This is a genomic window from Kangiella sp. TOML190, assembly GCF_023706045.1.
Classification (GTDB): Bacteria; Pseudomonadota; Gammaproteobacteria; order Enterobacterales; family Kangiellaceae; genus Kangiella.
The window spans coordinates 1,859,235-1,880,775 of sequence record NZ_BQYL01000001.1; the positions used below are offsets into that span (position 1 = coordinate 1,859,235).

The window sequence follows — 21,541 nt, forward strand, 5'->3', positions numbered from 1 at the left end:
TTTAAAAAAAAGCGCCTGGCGGCGCTATAAAGTAGTGCTTTTTTTGGGGGTATTACACAACACTAAAAAGTTAATATTAAAAAATGTAACTCACAGCGCGTGAATAAAACGTTGATATATGGGTAGTAAGCCCTTAAAGCTCAGATAAAATCGCGTTTTGATGCATATTTGCATTGATTAAGTTCACAACATGATTCGTTGATTTCTGTTAAGTTTTAACTGTGGAAATAGATTTGATTTAGAAGGATTTTAAGATGTATTTTGTAACTAATCGTGCTTTTGACGATAACCAGTCAGGCTATAAAAAGCTTACCAAACATCCCAATGCTTTAGGGCCAAATGAGCTCTCGGCGGTGTCGATAACTGGGGTGACTAAACCTAGCGTTGAGTTGCTCGATGATGTTTTGCCAAAAAGCGAAGTGGCTGCCTTAAAAGCCAAATACCATTTATCCATCGACGAGAATCAGCAGCACTTTGTTCCGTTAAGAATTGCTTGCGAAACCTTTGACCAAGCTACCAAAAACTGTAAAAACGTTTTGATTTATGTGCATGGTTACAATAATGATATCAAGGATATTTACAGCAGCGCTCGCGAGCTTGAGCGACTTTATAATGTGATAGTGACCCCTTTTAGCTGGCCAGCTAACGGTGGCGGTGCCATGTCTGGAACCTTATCGTATTTGGCCGATAAGCGTGATGCGCGGGCTTCTGAGGATGCGCTTAATCGCTTTATCGATATAGTTGGACACTATTATGCGCTGTTGACCGAGGCGATGCGCGATAGGATTGCCATTATAGCTAAAAATAAACATTCCGATAATTTAACCAAGCAGCGTGAGTTAGTTGCAAAACTATTGGAAAAAGAATGCAGTTTATCGGTGTCTTTGTTATGTCATAGCATGGGTAATTATGTATTGAAACATGCCTTGAACAGCAGCCTCGCGGAATCACGGAACCTAGTATTTGACAATGTTATTTTGGCTGCAGCAGATGCCAATAATCTAAACCATAAAGCTTGGGTAGAAAAAATTAGAGCGCGTAAAGGCGTTTATGTTTTAATCAATGCAAACGATTATGCTCTGTCATGGTCGCGCAGAAAACCTGGTGAGGAACAAAGGGCTAGGCTGGGCCATTATCTGCGTAACCTAACAGCAAAAAACACTTATTATATAGACTTTACCGGCTTAAAAGGCGTGGCCAATAGTCATTCCTATTTTGATAAAAAAACGGCTTCAAAGAATCTCGCGATCAAGCGTTTATTTAGTAAGCTTTTTGCCGCTGAAAATTTGCTGACGAATTTGGTTTATCAAAGCCATAACAACACCTACAAGCCAAAATAGCGGTTTTTTCTATAATCCTAAGAAATCAAACTTTGTTAACTAACTCAAGGACTTATAGTTACAAAGCCGCTAGGCTTAGGTAGTTTGTTCGAGTTAATCATAAATATATTACAAGGAGTAGTATATGCAAGGGGAGTCGTTAGTAGCGCCTATCAGTAAGGCCATTAAAGCCACGTTGTGGTTAGCCATCAGTTCATTTTTATTTACCGCATGCTCCAAATCTAATACGGGTGAGCCCGCTAATGGCAATGCTGCCAATGGTGATAAAGCTAACCAAGGCGATAAAGGGGCTTTTAGTACATTCGATGCGGTCGGTGCGGTCGAAATCATCGAAAGTCCGCTAACCGGCGTTGCTTTAGGCTGGGGCTGGAATCGTGGCGATTCAGAGCCCATTCCGTCGATTTGTGTGGAGTTTGTTCCTGGTGAAGAGCCAGCGCAAACCCGTTACATGACTATGAAGGAAGTCAATGATAGTTATCAATTGATGGAAAGCTTGGGTATGTCAGCGGAAGCTTCGGTAAAAACCATTGGTTTTGAGGCTTCTGGTAAAGCTGCTTTTGCCAAGTCGCAAAATATTAATAGCAAATCATCAACTTTTGTCTTAAATGCTACCGTGCTTAATGGGGTGCGTTATGCTTCGCCAGTGCCTGAGGAAGGTTCAAAAACCTCAAGCTATCAGTCGGATATTAATGAACGTGGTGGCTCCCGTGGTGCCATTCGCCTAACGCCGCATGCGCTAAAATTGGCACGCGAGAAAAATAAAGCTAATTTCCGCAGGCATTGTGGCTCTTCTTTTGTTTCCGCAATTTATGGTGGCGCTAAATTGACCGCAACCATCAGTTTTCAAAGCACTTCCAAAAGTCAAAAAGAAAAACTCAGCGCGCAAATGTCAGGTAGCGGCTGGGGTGCTCGCTTCGAAAGTAAGGTGCAAAAGGGCAAAACTGAGTCAAGTTCCAGTGATCGAATGGACATTTCGATCTTTTTAACGGGTGGTAAGGGTGACGCTATTCCATCGAGTCAGCAAGATTTAATTGATAAGCTTAAAACCTTATCGCTCGATGCTTATGTGGCGCCAAAAGATTTCCAAATTGCGATTACGCCTTATGAAATGCTTTCCAATTGGCCCGGAAATCCTTTGCCGGATAAAGAAACTGAGTTTGATCAGCTCGCTAGCTATTGGGGCGCTTACAATACCCTGTACGATGAAATCGAACAGGTCTTGGTTAATCCTAGTGGCTATGTGCATTGGACGGTCGATAGTGATGGTAACTTAACCAGCACGGTTGTAGGTTGCCAAAATGAATGGGCGGCTTATAAGCAAGCGCAAAAAGCTTATCAAGATCAGTATAATAATTTCAGCATCAATGGTTTTAATACAAAGAAAATAAATGAATGGAAAGCGGCCTTAGAGACAAAAGCTAAAGATTTAGATAGCCAAAGCGCTAATCTTAAAAGCTGCGAAGGTCAGCAGGGACAGCTTAATAAACAATTAGCTGAAGAAACCAATGAAAGTATTCAGCGCTTAAAGCGGGCTCAAGATGAAGTATTGGTCGCTTTGCGCCAATTGGAAAATGAAGCACGAACTTGTAGCGATAAAAGTGATGCTTGTGATTTCAAGGTGGAAAACTACCGTAGCCCTTACGCCTTTATGATTCAGCTGCCGACTCCTATTGGCAGTGAAATGGACTCTCGCCAAGGGGTGCTTGATTACAACGTTGGTCGGATTGCTAAAAGTCATTGTTCCGATTCGCCGAATGATTTGGGTTGTTTAACGAATCTACAAATTGAGCAGTGGGGGCAAAAATTGGGCTTAGAGTCGATCAGTCAAAAAGTTCGTGCGGATCGCTTTGCTAAGTTGGTCGTCGATGCTACTAAAAACCAAATGGAGCTAATCAAGGCAGGGCAGGCCGTTATTGAGCTGGGGCCAGAAAAGAAGGTGATTTGGTACAACACAGCCCCAGTGCTGGCGCAACCGGAATCGCCAGCGCAAGATTCTGCCGCTGCAAAATCAAGTCCTTAGGTTGACAGTGTCGATGAAACTTGCCCTTTTAATAGGCTTTTTGAGTGTTGGTTTATTGGCGACGCCAAGGGTGTCTGCCTGTAATGCCGACATTGATTGGACTAGCGGCAATGCTCTAGAGCACTATTTGGCTTCTTGCGCGCGAGCGGCTAAAAGTAGCGAAAGGGTTTTATACACTTGGGGGCATCGGGAAAAAATTGCCATGCTGGTGTCGATGAACTATCGCCAGTTCGAGATTTTTAATAACGCTCAACAGTATGCCTATGCCGGTATTCGAGCGCGAGAAAGTTTTCCTGACTTTATTAATAATAAGTCTTTCCACGATTATGTGGCTTTGGTTAAAAGCTCCTTTGGGATTGAGTCAGTATTGGAGTTATATCAGCACTCAATTGATACCGAAAATTTGCAATTGATCGAAAAACTGTTGAAGCAATTTGAAGGTATTGGGCCGCCCAACGCCAACAGCTCAGAAGAGTATGTGATGAGTAAATCGGCTTTACGTGCAATTGCTTTAGACAAGATCAACCCTGGTTTTTTAAATGATTTGCCATACGGCCTTGACCAGTTAATCAGTGACGCGAAAGAAGAGCTTAAAAATAAAGACCTATCCCAAGATCAGCGATTTAAATACCATGGCAAACTATTAGGCTATCGTCGAGCTAAAAATGCTGCTGCTGGTGATCCGGTTTCAAGTATATCTTACGGTCCGGCGGTTTATTTAGGTAAAACTCCAACCGATTATATTATGCACTTTTCCACTGCTGAGCATGCAGGTCTAGCCTGTAATCTTGATCCGCAGATTGAGGATAGGATTATTGATTTATCCACTGCACAAAAAACGCTGGTCGAGAAGGCCGTTTATTTACCGCCGACCAAGGATAATACTGGCTTTATTACCTATCCAACTGGTTATAACGAACTGAGCGAGCCGACGAGTTTTCGTATTGCGATTAATCGTAAGTTAATAAAAAAAGGTACCGTTTTTGCGGATTTTGGTTCTATTGGTTATAACCAAGCAGGTGTTTGCCGTCCGATTCAATTACAAGACTTCGCTAGCTGCGATAGTTTAAAAACCATGTTGGCTAATGATGCGGCCAGTCAGGGCGCTTTATATCAGTTTTTAATCAAAACCGACGAAAATGCTAAGCAGAAGTTTGAAAGTCGTTTCGGCAAGTGCATTAAGGAACAGCCAACAAGTTATTGCGGTAGCTTTCCAAAATCAGGTGCCACATATAAGTTACATAAAGCTTTTTTTAATAAACAACAGAAATGGTGCCAAAGCCAAAACTAAGACTTATTGAAGCTTTTCTTTTAAGTAATCTTTAAGTTGATACCACCAATAACTGAGTTGAGCTGCGGCTGGACCAAAAGGTCCGCCATTCCAAGGCAAACCCCAAGGCTCGAATTGTTTATAGCTATCGCCTTGGTCCGAAATAGCTTCGGCTAACACTTCACCGGCTGCAGTTGTCGGCGCGACACCATGACCGCCAAAACCGATACCATACCAAACCCCGGGTGCAACTTGACCAATTTGAGCCATTTGATGGCGTGCATAAGCCATCCATCCTTGCCAATCGTATTCAACCTTGAGGTTTTGCAGTTCGGGAAAAACTTTAGCTAGATCTTTCTTCAATAAATAGTCGAGGTTTTTGGGCTTGTTAGTATTGGCGTGAATATGGCCACCCCACAGGATCCGTGTATCGGTTAGTGCTCGATAATAGTCGAATGCAAAGCGGGTGTCGTAGATGGCGGCTTCGGTATTGATAAAATCCTTAAGGCGATCGCCAAGGGGTTCGGTCGCCATCACGTAAGTGGCGATGGGTAAAATAGAGCGAGCAACCGGTTTACATAAATCACCCAAATAACCGCCACCAGAAAGTACAACGTTTTTTGCGCTAATGTTTCCTTGAGCTGTTTTGACGGTTTTTTCTGCTGATTGATAATCGATATCCAACACTTCGCAATCTTCAAAAATTTGCCCACCTTGTTGAGTGATGGCTTGCGCTACACCCAGCGCATAATTTAAGGGATGAAAATGCATAGCGTTAGGCTCGAACAAACCACCATGATAGCGTTCGCTCTTGATTTGCTCTTTGAGTTGCTCTGGGGAAAGGTAAGTCCAATCCAGTCCCATTTTGTCTTGCATAAAAGCTTTTTCTTGCAGCAGGAATTGTTGGTCGTTAAACCAATTTGCCCAGATCACGCCTTTACCAACCAGATCGCAATCAATCTCATATTGCGCAACGCGATGACGAATTAAGTCAACTGCAGACTTGGTCAGTTGGTACAAATCACGCGCTTTATCTTCGCCTACTTGGTTAATCAGTGCTTTGGGTCCTAATGAATAGCCACCAAAGACAAAGCCGCCATTTCTGCCAGAACAGCCAAAGCCAACTTTGTTTTTCTCAACTATGGCAACACTTTCATGGCCACGTTCAATCAAACCCAAAGCGGTCATTAAACCGGCATAACCTGCGCCAATAATACAGGTTTCGACTTCAAGCTTTTGCGGTAGCGGGCTGTTTGTTATTTGATAACGACTGGTGGCTGCATAATAACTATTAGGGTAAGAACTAGGCATAGACTTTAATTTGCGCTTGATGCGCCTGACTGGTTTATTGCTTTAAGATTACCGCTTTTGTGAGGCGAGGTAAATTTATACTGGTTGAATTAAATCTACAGAAAAGAGGCCAAGAGCTTTAAAGACTTCAGAGGGCTTTAAAGCTCTTGCTAAGGGTTTCAATGACGATATTAATTGAGTTCGTCATCTTGCCAAAATTTAGTGCCATCAATGGTCACTTCAGCAGAAACACCAGCTTTAGTTAATTTGTAGGTTTTTACGTCAAAATCGACGGACTTAGCCGCCGCCGCGTGTCCGCCTTGTTCATCGGATTGGGCGGAAGCACCAGCTTGACCAGAAAGATCCCAACCATTGTCCACGAAGCTTCCAAAGTCATGATCCTTTTTGAAAATCATGACTAGGCGAGCATCTTTTAAACCAGCGCCAAGCCCAAGACCAAGGCTGGCCATTTTCATGTAGGTTTGTTGACCATTTTTACGGTTGGTGGCAATACCATAGCCGCCGCCAGTGCTCACAAAAATTAAGTTGGTATTAATATTACTAAACACCGCATAACCTGCCGACTGAGCTATTTCTGCACGGGCCTGAGGATGTTTGGCATAGAGCTGTTTCAGCGCATCTTGGCGCATTTCTTCCACAAAGGCTCTTTTTTCGGCTGTTGAAGAGCCCTTAGTTGTTGAGCAGGCAGTGATGCTCAAGGCTAATAACATAAGTCCTAAAAGTTTTAACTTGGTATGCATATCGAACTCCTTCGGGTGTTTGAGTAGTTAACTTTAGTCAATGCTGATTCATCCAGCAAATCCAATCTTTCAAAATGAGATCTGCTTAGAATTAAACTGAATGCTGGAAGCGATTTGCTAGCATCGGAGTAAATTTTATCGATTAGGCTTAATATCGTTTAAAGCATAAGTTAGCTAAGCAATTGATTTAACATACTTCTTTACACTTTTTATACATAGGTCAATGAACCATTTGTGTTGGATTTGTGTCAAAATGATTAATAACAGAGCAGAGAAGCTTAAATTGGCGCTGGCTCTAATAAATTGGGTGTTATAAAGTCAATGGGTGATCTGCTTGATTGGAACAATGATAATCAAGTTGGGTGCTTTTATGTCTGATACTATCCAAGAAGAAAAGGCGCTTGAGGGGCAAGAGGCTCAAGCAAAGCAAGATTCCTTATTTTTTCGTTTTATTTCCTTTTTGTCGCTAACCGATTCACAAGTACTGGCTTCATGTGGTCGATACGATCGTATGTTGGCTTATGCCATGGTTTTTCGGCAAATCGTCACGTTTGCCTTTACCTTTTTGCTCTTTTCCTACGGTGTTTCTTTATTCTTAGGAACAACTGCTGCGGTTATAGCCGGATTTATTTTTGCGTTAACCCTATTTTTTCTCGATCAGGCAATAATAGGTTCTGATTGGGCGCTCCGAAATCCCTTTAAAAATGGTTTACCCTTTCGTAGTTTGCTCGGGCTTATTCCACGAATTATTTATTCGCTAATCATCGCTATTGGTTTGGCGACTTTGGCAGAGATTAGTTTGCAGTCATCAGCTATCGATGAACAAATCCAAAAAGAGTCAAATCAAAATAATAAAGAGTATTTCTCCCGATTAGCGGCTTATGAAAAAGAGCTGGATACTTCGATTGATGTGGACAAAAAGCGGGTTGCAGATCTAGGCGTGCAAATTGATGCACTACGGAGCCAAATCAACAGCTACAAAGCCACCGAGCAATCTTCCGATCCGGACGTGGTGCAAAATAACCTTACGGTGAAGCAGACCAATTTGAGCGAGCTACAAAAATCCCAACAAGTGTTAATTGCTGAAATTGCGGGTATTAATGAGCGCATCGCGCAAGCGCGACAGGATTATAATTATTGGTTTAATGAAGCCTTATTAGAAAGAACTGGTCGAGACGGTAGAGCACCCACCGAAGGGCCTAAATATCGTCGAGCAGTTAAAACCTATACCGATCTTGAAACGCAGATTGCAGTATTAGAGCTCAGTTTGGCTGACGCTAAATCTAAACTTGCGGCACTAAACCCAGATATTGATTCAGCAACTTCTGCGGTGAATGAGGTGCAAAAGGAAAGTAATATTTTGGCAGAAGGAGTGGCTAATTTTGAGTCCAATCAAACCAGTTTGAGCCGACTAGAAGAATCTATTGCTTTGGCTAAAGTGGAGCTTGCTAACCAGATTGAGCAAAAACAGATAAAGCTCGACGAATATAGAGTAACTTTAGAAAATGATGGTTTGTTTTATGAGGTTAAAACCGGTTTTTTAAGACGCTACTTAGGTTTGCAAAGTATCCATAATGATCCAGAAATTGGTCAAGCAGCGATTCTATTTAGTTGGCTGCTAAAAATATTTTTCATTGCGATTGAGCTGATGCCGGTTATTATTAAGTTATTCTTCAGTCCTTTTAGTTTTTATTCGCTAAAAATGTATCGAAAAATGCACATAGCGTTACTAGAAGAAAAAACCAAGTTGGAAGTCGCTGAAGAAGAACACAAGCGTTCGCGCGAAGAGCGGCTAGATAAGGCGCGTGATTTCGAGACGGTATCTTTCTGATGAAAAGACGAACTTTTACACAGGCTTTGCTCGCTTTAGGCGCTAGCTCAGCTTTTGCTAAAGCAAAGACCATTAGCGATGCGGCTAGCAAGCAAATGCTGGCCAATAAAATCCCTTCAACAGGCGAGCTGATCCCTGTTATAGGTTTGGGTACCAATAAAAATCTGAATATTGATTTATCATCGAAAGAGTTACCCGAAAGACTTCAACTGGTAAAAACATTTTTTGATTTAGGCGGTGAAATGCTTGATTCGTCTCCTATGTACGGCAGCTCAGAAGAGGTTATTGGCTACTGCCTAGAACAATTAGGCTATCCCAAAAAACTCTTTTCTGCTACTAAAGTTTGGACTCGCGGCAAACAAGCAGGAATCGAGCAAATGCAAGAGTCTCTGCGTTTATGGCGATTAAAGTCATTTGATTTGATGCAAATCCACAATTTGGTGGACTGGAAACTTCACCTCAAAACTTTGCGCCAATGGAAACAAGTGGGCTTGATTAACTACTTGGGTATTACCACTTACGCAGGTCGGGAACACCAAGCACTAATCGAGATCATGAAAACCGAGCCTTTGGACTTTGTGCAAATCACCTATAACATTCGTGATCGTAAAGTTGAAAAGTATTTGTTGCCCTTAGCTTTAGACAAAGGCATTGCGATTATCGTTAACCGTCCTTTTAAGGAACTGTTTGGTTATACTAAAGGGAAGCAGTTGCCAAGCTATGCTACTGAACTCGGTTGCAATACCTGGGCACAATTTTATCTAAAGTTTGCCATTTCGCACCCAGCGGTCACTTGCGCCATTCCTGCCACCAGTAAAATTAAACACTTAAAAGATAATATGGCTGCTGGTACTGGCTTATTACCCGATGATAAACTGCGTCAAGAGATGATTAATACTTGTGAACGTTACTTGTGAAGTCTAGGGTAGAGCTACTTGCCATTGCCCGAGTGTTTTTTGATGACGAGCATCAGGGTACGCAGGCGGCAATTTTTGCAACCGAATCGAAAATTAGTGATCGTCAAGCTGTCAAACTTGTCCAAAAGCTCAAGAAGCCTGCCGCGGTTTTTGTCGAAAAACAATCCTTAAGATCCAGTCCAAAACTCAGTATTTATAATGCGCAGCAGCAGATTCAATGGTGTGGCCATGGTCTATTAGCAGCTGCTTGTTATCTAAAAAAACATAGCCACAGTCAGCACTTGCAACAGCTTGAATTAGCTGCTGGTTTGGTGGCGATCGAAGATAATAAGCAGCAACTATGGCTGGGATTTGAGCCTTTAGCGATCGAAGCCAGTGAGGTTGAGCCTGAGGTTTTTGCAATGTTTTCCCCAGCGCCTTATCAAATAGCCAAGGTAGGCGGCGATCAAGGTTATTCTATTTTAGAGTGGCATCCAGCGGATGACCTTAAGCAAGTGAGGGTTGATTTTAAGGGGTTTTCGAGAATAACCAATAGAGCTATCATCGCCACTCAAGCTGCCAATGATGGCTTTGATTTTAAATTGCGTTATTTTGCGCCGCAGCATGGCATTGATGAAGATCCTGCAACCGGATCCGCCAATCGGGTGTTAGCAACTTATTGGCAGCAAAGATTAGGCAAAAGCCACTTTGTTGCTGAGCAGCTTTCTGATTCTGGTGCCGTGATATTGAGTAAAATCGAAAAGAATAAAGTATGGATTAGTGGTAAAGTAGACTTTTTAGACGGTTAGAAACGTAACTAGGTTTAGCGTGAACTCGAAGGAAATTGCCCCAGATTTTTGTTATCAAAGCTTAATTTCTCGGTTTAGAAAATGCCGCCTGCAAACAGAACAGCTCTGCCAGCCACTGGAAGTTGAAGATTATGGGCTACAAGCTGTAGCTGAAACAAGCCCTGTCAAATGGCACTTAGCACACACCAGTTGGTTTTTTGAAACCTTTATTTTAGAAAAATACGAAGCCAATTTTACCTCATTTGATAAAAACTTCAGTTACCTATTCAATTCTTATTACAATGGCGTTGGTAAACCATTTTTGCGATCCAAGCGTGGACTCTTATCAAGGCCAACCGTAAAAGCGGTATTCGAATATCGTCGAGCAATTTCTGAGCGTATAGAAAAGCTATTTCAAGGTTTAGCCGATAGTTCACCCAAAGCGCTGTATTTATTAGAGCTGGGAATTAATCACGAGCAGCAACACCAAGAATTACTACTAACGGATTTACTCTATAACTGGTATCAAAATCCGTTATATCCGGCCTATAAAAAGCCAGCACTCCAAGAGCCAATTATGGCAAATCTTAATAGCAACCTCTCTGAGCCTGCCAAGCTTGAATGGGTAACGCAAAAAGGGGGGCTAGTGACTATTGGCAAGGCGGATGATGGAAGCTTTGCGTTTGATAATGAATATCCTCGTCACCAAGTATTTATTAAAGATTTTTTAGTTGCTGATCGGTTAGTAACGAATCGTGAATACTTGGCCTTTATTGACGATAAAGGCTATCAGCGTCCAGAATTTTGGCTTAGCGATGGCTGGGCAAAGATACAAGAAAAGCGCTGGCAAGCGCCACTTTATTGGTCGCAAGGACAACAAGGGAATTGGTTTCATTATGGCTATTACGGTTTACAACCCTTGGACTTGGCTTCGCCGGTGTCGAATATCAGTGCTTATGAAGCCGATGCCTTTGCTCGTTGGGCGCAATCTAGGCTGATGACTGAGGCAGAGTGGGAGCTGATTGCTGCTCAACAAGAGGTTCAAGGCAATTTTATCGAGTCGGATGCACTCAAGCCGCTTGCTGCCGGCGCTAATCAAATATCGGCTAATAGAGGCGACTTGGCAGTACAACAACTTTATGGCGACTTATGGGAATGGATTGCAAGTAGCTACTCTCCGTATCCGGGCTTTAAAGCTGCTGCAGGCGCAGTCGGCGAATACAATGGGAAATTTATGTGTAACCAACTGGTATTGAGAGGCGGTTCTTGTGTAACAAGCTGCGATCATATGCGTTCTAGTTACCGTAACTTTTTTTATCCGGAAGCGCGCTGGCAGTTTTCGGGAATTCGATTAGCCAAGGACCTCTAGTGTTGAATAAAGAACAAGAAGCCTTATTAGCAGGGCTTTTAGCTGAACAGAAATATATTAATCCTAAATATTTTTACGACAAAAATGGCTCGGAATTGTTTGAGAGAATCACTCAGTTAGATGAATATTATCCAACCCGTACCGAGCGGACTATTCTTATCCAGAATGCCGAAGAGATGGCCAGCTATTTTGATAAATCGGCGGTGATTATTGAACCTGGCGCTGGTGCCTGCGAGAAAATACAATTAATTTTAGAAGCCATTCATCCAGAAGCTTATTTACCGCAAGATGTTTCCAAGCGATTTTTACAGCAGGCCGCGCAGACTATAAAAGATAAATTTCCTTGGTTAAAAGTGTATCCGATTGTCAGCGACTTCGCTAAGCCTATCGAAATTCCGAAAGAATTTCGGAATAAACCCAGTTACGTCTTTTATCCTGGCTCTACTATTGGCAACTTTGAGCCTGAAAGCGCGGTTAGTTTTTTGAAAAATATGCGACAGCTTGTTGGCGATGATGGAGGTATTTTGCTGGGAGCGGATTTGCACAAAGAACCAGCGGTGATAGAAGCAGCTTACAACGACACTCATGGAGTGACTGCTAAATTTAATCTTAATATGCTCAGCAATGTGAATCGTCAATTGGGGAGCGCTATTGATGCATCAAAATTCAGCCATCGGGCTTTTTACAATGAAAAACTGCATAGAATCGAAATGCATCTGGTGAGCATGCAGCAGCAAGCTTACTTTGTTGATGGCAAGCAAATCGACTTTAAAGCTGGCGAAACCATACACACTGAAAACTCCTATAAATTTAGCTTAGAGGATATCGACAAGATGGCGCAGGGTTCAGGATTCCAACGAATTAAAACTTGGACGGATAAGGACGGATACTTCAGTTTGAACTTTTTTCGAGCGTCGCTAGCTTAAACAAAGTTTTATTAGCATTCCTTTGGCAAGCTACCTATACTCAAGACAGACATTCAAAATACCATAATTCATTAGCTTAATGACTCCTGCAAAAGCCAAACTAACGCTGTTTAGCGTGATGTTGATTTCAGTATTAGGAACTGCCGGTATTGCTTTGCCGTATCCGGTTTTAGCACCTTATTTTATTGATTATCCAGCTAACGATTTAACCCACTTTATGGGGTTTCATCCTAAGGTATTGCTAGGATTTTCTTTGGCGATTTATCCATTGGGGCTACTTATCGGTAGTATTTTTGTGGGTGCTTTATCGGATCATTACGGGCGGCGCAAAGTACTGTTGCTAACCTTAAGCGGTAGCGCTATAGGCTATTTTTTAACGGCATTGTCAGTGGTTCATGAATCCTTTATCGGTTTTACTTTGGCTAGGTTAGTCACGGGTATTTGTGAAGGTAATATTTCGATTGCTAGAGCCATTGGCGCAGAGTTACATCCGCATATCGAACGAACGAAAGCCATTTCTTTAGTCTATGCGGCGACTTATGTCGGCTGGTTGGTTGGCCCTTTAATAGGTGGCTTTTTGATGGTTTACGGCGTTGCTAATGTGTTTAACATTGCCGCTGTTGGGATCCTAATCGCTTTAGCTATGGTATTTTTTACTATTGAGCGACGTCAGCAACGACCCAAACCGGAGTATCGATTTTGGCGATTGATTAAGGAAAATAACTCCTTAACCGTGTTAAAACATAAAGAAGTGTTACCCGTTTTTTGGTTTTACTTTTTGTACTCGATGGGGCTGAATGCTTTTTACGATTTTTATCCAGTCTGGTTTGTCGATAAACTAAGCTTCGATAGTCGTGGTATCGCTTGGGCGACGGTTGCTTTGACCGCTTGCATGGTGGTGGTTAGTAGCTTTTGGGTTGATAAGATCAATCATAAATTTGGCGAAGTCGCTTCGATGATCGGTGGCGGTATTGCACTAGCACTATTAATTGCCATTCAACCCTTTTCAACAGCAGCTATGATCTATCCTCTATTTTTTGTTATTGGCGGCTGGATCGCCATTACTAATGGAATGGTGCCAACCTATTTATCCAAATATTTTGGTCATTTAGGGCAAGGTAAAGTGATGGGCTTGCAAACCAGTATTTTTTGTATCACTAACGTTATTATTGCGGTTGTTGGCGGCCCTTTGAGTGTTATTAGTTCGACTTTAGTAATATTAATCGGTGCTGTCCTGATCGCCGCGTCGGTACTGGTAATGTTCATTACGCGACAACAACAAGCGAGCATGATTTCGAAAGTGTTAGCGCAACAAGGTCATTAATTTAGGGCCTTTCTTAATAAGTTGTAACAATTAAATAACCCGTAAAAACAATGAGTTAAGATAAGTTGAGCAGTTTTTACTGTAATTGGTAGCCATTTATGGTATCAAACGGTCTGAAAAAACTATTCGCAAAATCTCGAAATTCTCATTCGAAGTATTTTATTAGATATACAGGAGTCAATGAATGCAAAAACTTACCTTAAGTTTAGCCGTGGCCGCAGCTCTAGCGGCAACAACCAGCGGCTGTGTACATAATGCAGAGCAAGATACGATGGATAAGGCTGCGTTAAAGGTTGCCGATGCTAAAGATGCTGAGTCAATGAAAGTCGACGCAGCTAATCCTTTTTTTGTCCAGTGGGATACGCCTTTTGGCATGCCGCCGTTTGAGCAGATCAAAAACGAACATTATCGTCCTGCCTTTGACTATGCAATCAAACAAGCGCGAAATGAAATCGAGCTAGTGGCTAATAACCCAGAAGCACCAAGTTTTAACAATACGATTGAAGCCTTGGAATACAACGGTAAAGATCTTACCAAGGTCGCTAATGTCTTTTTCAACTTAACTTCGGCCAATACCAATAAAGAATTACAAGCCATTTCGCGCGAAATTGGTCCTAAGCTATCGGCCTTAAGAGATGATGTAAATTTAAATCCAAAATTGTTTGCGCGAGTAAAAGCGGTCTATGAGCAGCGCAACGAGCTTGGCTTACGTCCGGATCAAATGAAACTATTGGAAGATCGTTATAAAGGCTTTGTACGTGGTGGTGCAGAGTTAAACGATGCTGAAAAGAGCAAATTACGGGAACTGAATAAACAACTGACCGAACTGTCCATCAAGTTTGGCGATAATGTGCTAGCAGAAAATAATAACTGGGAAATGGTTATTGATGATAAAGCCGATTTAGCTGGCTTGCCGCAGAATATTATTGATGCCGCTGCGGAAACGGCTAAAAAGCGTGGTCATGAAGGTAAATGGGTCTTTACTACTCATCGTCCTTCGAAAAATCCTTTCCTGATTTATTCGACTAACCGCGAGTTGCGCGAAAAAATTTATCAGGCCTATACCCATCGTGGCGATAACGATAATGCAAATGATAATAAAAAAATCGCTGCAAAAATTGCCGCGCTACGCTCCCAAAAAGCGCAATTGCTTGGCTATCAAAATCACGCAGATTTTGTTTTGGAGAACCGTGTTGCCAAGAACGCTGAAAACGTAACCAAGTTACTGGATCAGATCTGGCCAGCAGCAATCAAGCAGGCTAAGAAAGAAGTGGCTGCGATGCAAAAAATGATTGATGAAGAAGGTGGTGATTTTAAGTTCCGCGCTTCTGACTGGCGCCATTATTCGGAAAAAATTCGCAAAGCCAAATATGATTTAGATGAAGAAGCCACCAAGCCTTATTTTTCCTTGGAAGATACTTTAAATGGCGTTTTTTATATTGCTAACAAGCTTTACGGAATGAACTTTAAAGAGCGTTTTGATTTACCAAAATACCATGAAGACGTTCGTACTTTCGAGGTTAATGATGCCAATGGTGACTTGATTGGAATTTACATCACCGATCACTATGTCCGTGGTGGTAAACGTGGCGGCGCTTGGATGAACTCTTATCGTAAGCAGTTTGTTGATGAGAATGGTAAGTTCCAAAAGCCGATTATTGTTAATGTCTTAAACTACCCACGTCCTGTTGGCGATGAACCAACCTTGTTAACCTTTGATCAGGCCAGTACCTTGTTTCATGAGTTTGGTCATGCCGCGCACGGTTTCTTGTCGGACGGTGTTTACCCATCGCAAACCGGAACTTCTGTCCCGCGTGATTTTGTAGAGTTTCCATCGCAAGTCCATGAAAATTGGATGATGGAGCCGGAAGTGCTGGCGCAATTTGCTAAACACTATAAAACGGGCGAAGTGATCCCGCAGCAAATGATCGAGAAAATTCAAGCTGCTAGCAAGTTTAATCAAGGTTTTGCTACCACCGAATATATGGCGGCTACTCTGCTGGATCTTGCATGGCACACCATTGAAGATGGTCAAGAGCGAGATGCGGATGAATTTGAAGCGAAAGTTCTAGATGAGTATGGATTGATTGATGAAATTGCGCCTCGCTACCGAACCACCTATTTCTCGCATATTTTCTCAGGTGGCTACTCGGCGGGTTACTACAGCTACATCTGGTCAGATATTTTCGGTGCTGATGCTTACCAAGCCTTCCGTGAAAATGGTATTTTTGATGAAAAAACGGCAAAAGCCTTTGTCGATAATGTATTGTCAAAAGGTGGTACAGAAGATCCTTTAAAGCTTTATAAACAATTTAGAGGAAAAGAGGCCGATCCACAATACTTGCTGAAAAGTCGTGGTTTGATCAATTAATCATTGCTCGAACTCTTTTTAATAAAAAAGTCGCTTTATGCGGCTTTTTTATTGTCGCCAGTTTCTTCTTTGGGTATAACGGTAGCTAAAAGAGGAAAAACTATGCCTATTAGCCAAGAACTACTCGAAGAAATTAAGCTCCTGTCGTTGTTTAACCTGGAAACGACGCAGCAGGGGATTAAGATCCATTCTGATGCGACCAAAAGTAGTATCAGCGCTGCCCAGCGGCTTTATGACAAAGGCATTGTCACTTTGCCCGACGGCGGCTATCTAACGGATATGGGGCATGAGGCTGCGGAACACGCCCAATTACTATTATCACTGCTAAAACAATAGCTTACATAAAGCTAAAAGAGGACTAGTTTGAGCCGCTCAAGCTTTAAGTTGCGGCTATTGCAAACTGCTATTAAGAGTTTTCATTGACCTAAACTTCACGCCGCGTTTGTTAAGTTGCAGCTAATAAACGTAAGTAATGTTAGTTTTATGTCCTTAAACACAGGCTCCAATTGCCGTAGCAAAAACTCCTATCTAAACCAATTTCGATGGTTCTTACCGCTATTGCTCTGCAGTTTCTTACTATCTGCCTGCAGCAATTTGCCGCCCATTCGTACTGAGGCTCAGGTTGATCTCAATAGATTTATGGGCGATTGGTATGTCATCGCAAACATTCCGACCTTTATTGAAAAGGGTGCACACAATGCGGTTGAGTCCTATCAACTTGATGATGAAGGCAATATCTTGACTCAATTTCAGTTCAATCAAGATGGGTTTAATGGAAAAATAAAAACCTACAACCCCAAAGGTTTTGTCTGGGATAAAACCAGTAATGCGGTTTGGGGAATGCAGTTTATCTGGCCGATTGAAATGGAGTATCGAATTGTCTATCTAAATCAAGACTACAGCCAAACCATTATCGGTCGAAGCGATAGGGACTATGTCTGGATCATGGCGCGCACCCCGCAGATTAGCGAACAAACGTATCGAAAGCTGGTATCTATAGTGCGTGATCAAGGTTACGATACCTCGCAATTAGTCAAGGTTCCTCAACAACCACTATCCATTAGAAAAAATAATAAAAGCCATTAAAAAGTATCTTGTGAATTTATCTTAATATTGTGACAAATCTCGCGTAAAATTCGCTCCATCTTAAATTGACACAGGCAATGGCTGGTTAGCCGAAGGAGACTGTTATGAGCGAACGTATTGAAGATGCATTAGAGATGTTGATTGCTTCAGTTATCGTAGTAACTATGTTAGTTACATTTATCTAATTGTTATTAAAAGATTTTTTCATACCCCTGTTATTGTTAGTTTTTAACAACTTTTAGTTTAGCCAAGCTTTTGCTTGGCTTTTTTTTGCTTGTTATTTGTCCATTAAGGCTCTAATCTTGAGATCTTAATGTAAATTGTTAGCTTAATGGCGGCTTAGTAGCATTGATGGAGATCCAGCTCAAGACAAGTATAAGCGAAATTGATGCAAGTGACTGGCCGCAAGGGTCAAACATTTTAGCATCCTACGAATTGTTATCCCTGCTTGAAGAGTCGGCAGCGATTAGCGCTAAGTCTGGCTGGCAACCGCTGTATTTTTGCCTTTATCGCGAGCAAGCTTTAGTCGCCGTGATCCCCAGCTATATCAAAAGCCACTCTTATGGCGAATATGTGTTTGATTGGGCGTGGGCAAGTGCTTATCAGCAGTCGGGGTTGGATTATTATCCTAAGTTACTTACGGCGACACCACTCACTCCTTGCTTAGCACCAAAGTGGTTGGGTGATGTAGCGCCAGAAGAGTTAGCAACGGCGCTTGAGTCCATCAAGTCTTGGTGTCGCCAGCAGCATTTGAGCAGTTGGCATATTAACTTCACCACGCCACAGCAGGCGGAAACTCTGACGCAAAGTGACTTGTACAAAAGGCTCGATATCCAGTTTCATTGGACTAACCGCAATTATCACAGTTTTGATGACTTTCTAGCGCAGCTTAAGCCCAAGAAACGGCGCAATATTAAGCAGGAAAGAGCCAAGCTTGTTAAGGCCGATTGGCAGTTTGAACGCAAGTGGGCAGGGGATATGGGCGCTGATGAATGGCAACTGTTTTATGAACTCTATAGCCATACCTTTGACAAAAAGGGCGGCTGGGCTCAGTTAAATCTGGACTTTTTTTTAGGGCTTAGCAGAAAACTTCCGAATAACTGCTTGGTGCTTTTCGCCAGAAAGCAAAATACTACTTTAGCGGCGGCGTTATTTTTTACTTCCGATACTCATCTTTACGGCCGCTATTGGGGCTGCTTTGAGGATCACGCTGGCTTGCACTTTGAAACTTGTTATTACCAAGGGATTGAGTTTGCCATCGAACAAGGCTTGCAGGTTTTTGAACCGGGTGCGCAGGGCGAACATAAACTCGCACGGGGCTTTGATCCGGTGCTTACCACTTCATTTCATTATATCGCTCAGCCGCAGTTCGCAAAAGCTATTGGCGCTTGGATCGAAGAAGAAAAACATTGTATAAAACAAAGATATAAAGGGCATCAGCAGCATACGGCTTATCGCTGATTTGAAACTTCAGATTCGCTGGATTGAGAATAAAAATGAGCTTATCTTGAGCTTGTTAGCAAGCTTCAGTAGAATGCGCCACCAACCATAAGTATAAAAAGGCTGACCCTCTGTCAGCCTTTGTTTTAGTTGCTAGCCGACTTTTTACGATAAAGAGAACAGCATGATTGATTTAATTCGAAATACTACCGCCAGCGCCAAGAATGATATTTTATCGGGGCTAACGGTTGCTTTAGCTTTAGTCCCTGAGGCGGTAGCTTTCGCCTTTGTCGCCGGTGTTGAGCCGTTAGTGGGGCTTTATGCTGCTTTTATGGTTGGGCTTATTACTTCAATATTTGGTGGCCGTCCGGGCATGATTTCCGGTGCCACTGGCGCTTTGGCGGTGGTGATGGTGGCGCTGGTAGCACAGCACGGTGTTGAGTATTTATTCGCTACCGTGGTTTTGATGGGACTTATTCAGATGCTGGCGGGCTGGTTAAAACTCGGTAAATTTATTCGCATGGTGCCACATTCCGTGATGATGGGCTTTGTTAATGGCTTGGCAATTGTGATCTTTTTGGCACAAATTCCAAGCCTGCAATCATCAACTCCAGAAGGTAAGTGGGGCTGGCTAGAGGGCACTTGGCTGCAAGGCGAAAGCTTATGGTTAATGCTTGGCTTGATTGTTTTGACGATGATGATTATCCAGTTTCTACCAAAGCTGACGAAAGCCATTCCATCCTCGCTTGCGGCGATTTTAATCGTTTCCTTACTTGCCATTGGTTTTAGCTTGCCAAGTAAAACCGTTGGCGATGTGGCTTCGATTGCCGGTGGTTTTCCGCAGTTTCATATCCCTAGCGTACCTTTGAATTTTGAAACCTTAAAAATCATTTTTCCCTATGCTTTTATCTTAGCGGCGATTGGCTTGATTGAGTCTTTGCTGACCTTGCGTCTGATTGATGAAATCACCGAAACCCGTGGTCAAAGTAACAAAGAATGTTTTGCTCAAGGCCTAGCCAATACCACCACAGGCTTTTTTGGCGGCATGGGCGGTTGTGCCATGATTGGTCAATCGATGATTAACGTTAACTCTGGTGGGCGTGGCCGTTTATCGGGTATCACAGCGGCAATTGCCTTGTTGATCTTTATTTTGTTTGCATCACCCTTAATCGAAAAAATTCCAGTAGCCGCTTTGGTTGGCGTTATGTTTATTGTGGTCATTGGAACCTTCGAGTGGTCAAGTTTCCGTATTATGCGCAAAATTCCGGGCGCCGATGCTTTTGTCTTAATCACTGTTTCTATCGTGACGGTGTTAACCGATCTGGCGGTAGCGGTGTTTGTCGGGGTGATTCTTTCAGCCTTAGTCTTTGCTTGGCAGAGCGCAAAGCGAGTACGAGTTCGGCGCCAAGAAAAAAATGGTAAGGCTTACTACACCGTAAGAGGGCCTCTATTTTTTGGTTCTACAACGCACTTTTCCGAGCAGTTTTCAGCGCGTAATGATTTGGATGAAGTCTATATAGACTTTGCAGATTCGCGAGTTTGGGACCATTCTGGGATCGAAGCGATCGATGCTTTGGCGGTGCGTTATGAAAGCGCCGGCAAGAAATTGCATCTTTTGCATTTAAGCCCTGATTGTCAACGCTTGCTCACTAAAGCTGGCGCGGCGATTGAAGTAGATACCAAGCGCGATCCTAAATACTTTGTAGCGGACGATGAGCTCGCGGGATAGTCAAAGCGATTTTTTTGGAGGGGTTTCGCAAGAAGCCTCTTCTGTCGATAGCGATCCAGCAAAAAAAGCGCCGCACGTCTTCGAGCGGCTAACGCCAGATTTTATTTTAGATGCGGTGGAGAATCAGGGTTATATCACCGATGGCCGTATCTTAACCCTAAACAGCTATGAAAATCGGGTGTATCAAATTGGCCTGGAAGAGGCCGCGCCCATTATCGCCAAGTTTTACCGTCCGCAGCGCTGGTCGACCGCGCAAATTCTCGAAGAACACCAATTCTGTTTGGAGCTATCAGAAGCTGAACTACCCGTAGTGCCGCCACTGATTTCTAGTCATGATAATCAGAGCCTAGCGCAATATGCAGGCTTTGATGTGGCCTTATTTGAGCGCAAGGGCGGCCATGCGCCAGAGTTAGATAATCTCAATAATCTATTTACCCTAGGTCGCTTTCTAGGCCGTATCCATGCCGTTGGTCGCGCCAAAAATTTTTCCGAACGTCCACAACTTAATCCGCAAACTTTTGGCTATGATAAGGCGCAGTTTGTAATCGAGAAAGCTGTTCCGTTTGAGCTAAAAAATGCCTATTCGACTTTAGTTGAAGATTTGCTAAGTCTGATTGAGCAACAGTGGGCTCAAGTAAAGTCGCTGAATTTTATCCGAACCCAGGGTGACTGCCACCCCGGAAATATTTTATGGCGTGATGAAAATCCGCATTTTATTGACTTTGATGATGCGCGGATGGCTCCTGCGATCCAAGATCTTTGGATGCTGCTATCAGGAGATCGCAGTCAACGTATTGCGCAGTTATCGGAAATTTTAGAAGGCTATCAAGAATTTTGTGAATTTGATTATGCCGAAATTGCGCTTATCGAACCTTTAAGAGCTTTGCGTATGATCCAACATACCGCTTGGATCGCCAAACGTTGGGCAGATCCAGCTTTCCCACAAGCCTTTCCGCAGTTCGCTAAGGTGCAGTATTGGGAGCAACATATTCTCGACCTACGAGCACAATTTTCTGAGCTGCAAGAAATTCAAGAAAATCCGCTTAAACTCTTCTAATCAGTTTAATCTAAAATTGAGAAAAGGGTTTAGTGTAAATTCA

Annotated in this window: 17 protein-coding genes; 15 read left to right on the forward strand and 2 right to left on the reverse strand. The window is 42.8% G+C overall.

The window, feature by feature from the left end:
* Window positions 1–254 precede the first annotated feature (254 nt).
* From NFS34_RS08895 to NFS34_RS08905, 3 genes are all read left to right on the forward strand, one after another.
* Window positions 255–1,340, forward strand: a complete 1,086-nt coding sequence (locus tag NFS34_RS08895) for an alpha/beta hydrolase (RefSeq protein ID WP_251359687.1) — start codon at window positions 255–257, stop codon at window positions 1,338–1,340.
* Between the two features lie 124 nt (window positions 1,341–1,464).
* Window positions 1,465–3,360, forward strand: coding sequence for a hypothetical protein (locus NFS34_RS08900; RefSeq protein ID WP_251359688.1), 1,896 nt, complete (start codon window positions 1,465–1,467; stop codon window positions 3,358–3,360).
* Between the two features lie 13 nt (window positions 3,361–3,373).
* Window positions 3,374–4,651 carry a hypothetical protein gene (locus NFS34_RS08905; RefSeq protein ID WP_251359689.1) on the forward strand — a complete coding sequence of 426 codons (1,278 nt, stop codon included), beginning with the start codon at window positions 3,374–3,376 and terminating at the stop codon, window positions 4,649–4,651.
* Between the two features lie 3 nt (window positions 4,652–4,654).
* On the opposite strand, the gene NFS34_RS08910 is transcribed toward NFS34_RS08905, so the two are convergent.
* Window positions 4,655–5,941 carry an FAD-binding oxidoreductase gene (locus tag NFS34_RS08910; protein ID WP_251359690.1) on the reverse strand — a complete coding sequence of 429 codons (1,287 nt, stop codon included), beginning with the start codon at window positions 5,939–5,941 and terminating at the stop codon, window positions 4,655–4,657.
* A 170-nt stretch (window positions 5,942–6,111) separates the two neighbouring features.
* Window positions 6,112–6,681 carry a YSC84-related protein gene (locus NFS34_RS08915; RefSeq protein ID WP_251359691.1) on the reverse strand — a complete coding sequence of 190 codons (570 nt, stop codon included), beginning with the start codon at window positions 6,679–6,681 and terminating at the stop codon, window positions 6,112–6,114.
* Window positions 6,682–7,051: 370 nt separating this feature from the next.
* On the opposite strand from NFS34_RS08915, the gene NFS34_RS08920 reads away from it, so the two are divergent.
* The 12 genes from NFS34_RS08920 to NFS34_RS08975 all read left to right on the forward strand — a co-directional run bounded on the left by NFS34_RS08920 (window position 7,052) and on the right by NFS34_RS08975 (window position 21,498).
* Window positions 7,052–8,512: a DUF4407 domain-containing protein gene (locus tag NFS34_RS08920; RefSeq protein WP_251359692.1), complete on the forward strand. Its 1,461-nt coding sequence runs from the start codon at window positions 7,052–7,054 to the stop codon at window positions 8,510–8,512.
* Window positions 8,512–9,429 (forward strand): aldo/keto reductase, encoded by a 918-nt coding sequence (locus NFS34_RS08925; protein ID WP_251359693.1) that lies wholly within the window; start codon window positions 8,512–8,514, stop codon window positions 9,427–9,429. The genes NFS34_RS08920 and NFS34_RS08925 overlap by 1 nt, the downstream gene beginning before the upstream one ends.
* Window positions 9,426–10,217 carry a PhzF family phenazine biosynthesis protein gene (locus tag NFS34_RS08930; protein ID WP_251359694.1) on the forward strand — a complete coding sequence of 264 codons (792 nt, stop codon included), beginning with the start codon at window positions 9,426–9,428 and terminating at the stop codon, window positions 10,215–10,217. The genes NFS34_RS08925 and NFS34_RS08930 overlap by 4 nt, the downstream gene beginning before the upstream one ends.
* A 19-nt stretch (window positions 10,218–10,236) precedes the next feature.
* Entirely contained in the window at window positions 10,237–11,565 is a 1,329-nt protein-coding gene (gene egtB, locus NFS34_RS08935) for an ergothioneine biosynthesis protein EgtB (RefSeq protein ID WP_251359695.1), read from the forward strand.
* On the forward strand, window positions 11,565–12,491 hold the full coding sequence (egtD, locus tag NFS34_RS08940; protein ID WP_251359696.1) for an L-histidine N(alpha)-methyltransferase: 927 nt from the start codon (window positions 11,565–11,567) through the stop codon (window positions 12,489–12,491). The genes egtB and egtD overlap by 1 nt, the downstream gene beginning before the upstream one ends.
* A 79-nt stretch (window positions 12,492–12,570) precedes the next feature.
* Complete coding sequence (locus NFS34_RS08945; RefSeq protein WP_251359697.1) at window positions 12,571–13,815, forward strand: MFS transporter; 1,245 nt, start codon at window positions 12,571–12,573, stop codon at window positions 13,813–13,815.
* A 184-nt stretch (window positions 13,816–13,999) separates the two neighbouring features.
* Window positions 14,000–16,186, forward strand: coding sequence for a M3 family metallopeptidase (locus NFS34_RS08950; RefSeq protein ID WP_251359698.1), 2,187 nt, complete (start codon window positions 14,000–14,002; stop codon window positions 16,184–16,186).
* Between the two features lie 102 nt (window positions 16,187–16,288).
* On the forward strand, window positions 16,289–16,522 hold the full coding sequence (locus NFS34_RS08955; RefSeq protein WP_251359699.1) for a TIGR02647 family protein: 234 nt from the start codon (window positions 16,289–16,291) through the stop codon (window positions 16,520–16,522).
* Between the two features lie 147 nt (window positions 16,523–16,669).
* Window positions 16,670–17,272: a lipocalin family protein gene (locus NFS34_RS08960; RefSeq protein WP_251359700.1), complete on the forward strand. Its 603-nt coding sequence runs from the start codon at window positions 16,670–16,672 to the stop codon at window positions 17,270–17,272.
* 351 nt (window positions 17,273–17,623) lie between these two features.
* The gene (locus NFS34_RS08965) at window positions 17,624–18,733 is read left to right on the forward strand and encodes a GNAT family N-acetyltransferase (RefSeq protein ID WP_251359701.1); all 1,110 of its coding nucleotides are present in this window, start codon (window positions 17,624–17,626) and stop codon (window positions 18,731–18,733) included.
* Window positions 18,734–18,896: 163 nt separating this feature from the next.
* Entirely contained in the window at window positions 18,897–20,441 is a 1,545-nt protein-coding gene (locus NFS34_RS08970; protein WP_251359702.1) for a SulP family inorganic anion transporter, read from the forward strand.
* A complete protein-coding gene (locus NFS34_RS08975; protein ID WP_251359703.1) occupies window positions 20,425–21,498 on the forward strand; it encodes a serine/threonine protein kinase in 1,074 nt (357 codons plus the stop codon). Before NFS34_RS08970 ends, NFS34_RS08975 begins: the two co-directional genes overlap by 17 nt.
* The last annotated feature ends 43 nt before the right edge of the window (window positions 21,499–21,541 follow it).

Excerpts from the sequence above, each read along its gene's own strand:
- NFS34_RS08955 (WP_251359699.1), top strand. The coding sequence starts at position 16,289 with ATGCCTATTAGCCAAGAACTACTCGAAGAAATTAAGCTCCTGTCGTTG.
- NFS34_RS08925 (WP_251359693.1), top strand. The coding sequence starts at position 8,512 with ATGAAAAGACGAACTTTTACACAGGCTTTGCTCGCTTTAGGCGCTAGC.
- NFS34_RS08965 (WP_251359701.1), top strand. The coding sequence starts at position 17,624 with ATGGAGATCCAGCTCAAGACAAGTATAAGCGAAATTGATGCAAGTGAC.
- NFS34_RS08910 (WP_251359690.1), bottom strand. The coding sequence starts at position 5,941 with ATGCCTAGTTCTTACCCTAATAGTTATTATGCAGCCACCAGTCGTTAT.
- NFS34_RS08920 (WP_251359692.1), top strand. The coding sequence starts at position 7,052 with ATGTCTGATACTATCCAAGAAGAAAAGGCGCTTGAGGGGCAAGAGGCT.
- NFS34_RS08960 (WP_251359700.1), top strand. The coding sequence starts at position 16,670 with ATGTCCTTAAACACAGGCTCCAATTGCCGTAGCAAAAACTCCTATCTA.
- NFS34_RS08945 (WP_251359697.1), top strand. The coding sequence starts at position 12,571 with ATGACTCCTGCAAAAGCCAAACTAACGCTGTTTAGCGTGATGTTGATT.
- NFS34_RS08900 (WP_251359688.1), top strand. The coding sequence starts at position 1,465 with ATGCAAGGGGAGTCGTTAGTAGCGCCTATCAGTAAGGCCATTAAAGCC.
- NFS34_RS08895 (WP_251359687.1), top strand. The coding sequence starts at position 255 with ATGTATTTTGTAACTAATCGTGCTTTTGACGATAACCAGTCAGGCTAT.
- NFS34_RS08950 (WP_251359698.1), top strand. The coding sequence starts at position 14,000 with ATGCAAAAACTTACCTTAAGTTTAGCCGTGGCCGCAGCTCTAGCGGCA.
- NFS34_RS08905 (WP_251359689.1), top strand. The coding sequence starts at position 3,374 with ATGAAACTTGCCCTTTTAATAGGCTTTTTGAGTGTTGGTTTATTGGCG.
- NFS34_RS08915 (WP_251359691.1), bottom strand. The coding sequence starts at position 6,681 with ATGCATACCAAGTTAAAACTTTTAGGACTTATGTTATTAGCCTTGAGC.
- NFS34_RS08970 (WP_251359702.1), top strand. The coding sequence starts at position 18,897 with ATGATTGATTTAATTCGAAATACTACCGCCAGCGCCAAGAATGATATT.
- NFS34_RS08975 (WP_251359703.1), top strand. The coding sequence starts at position 20,425 with ATGAGCTCGCGGGATAGTCAAAGCGATTTTTTTGGAGGGGTTTCGCAA.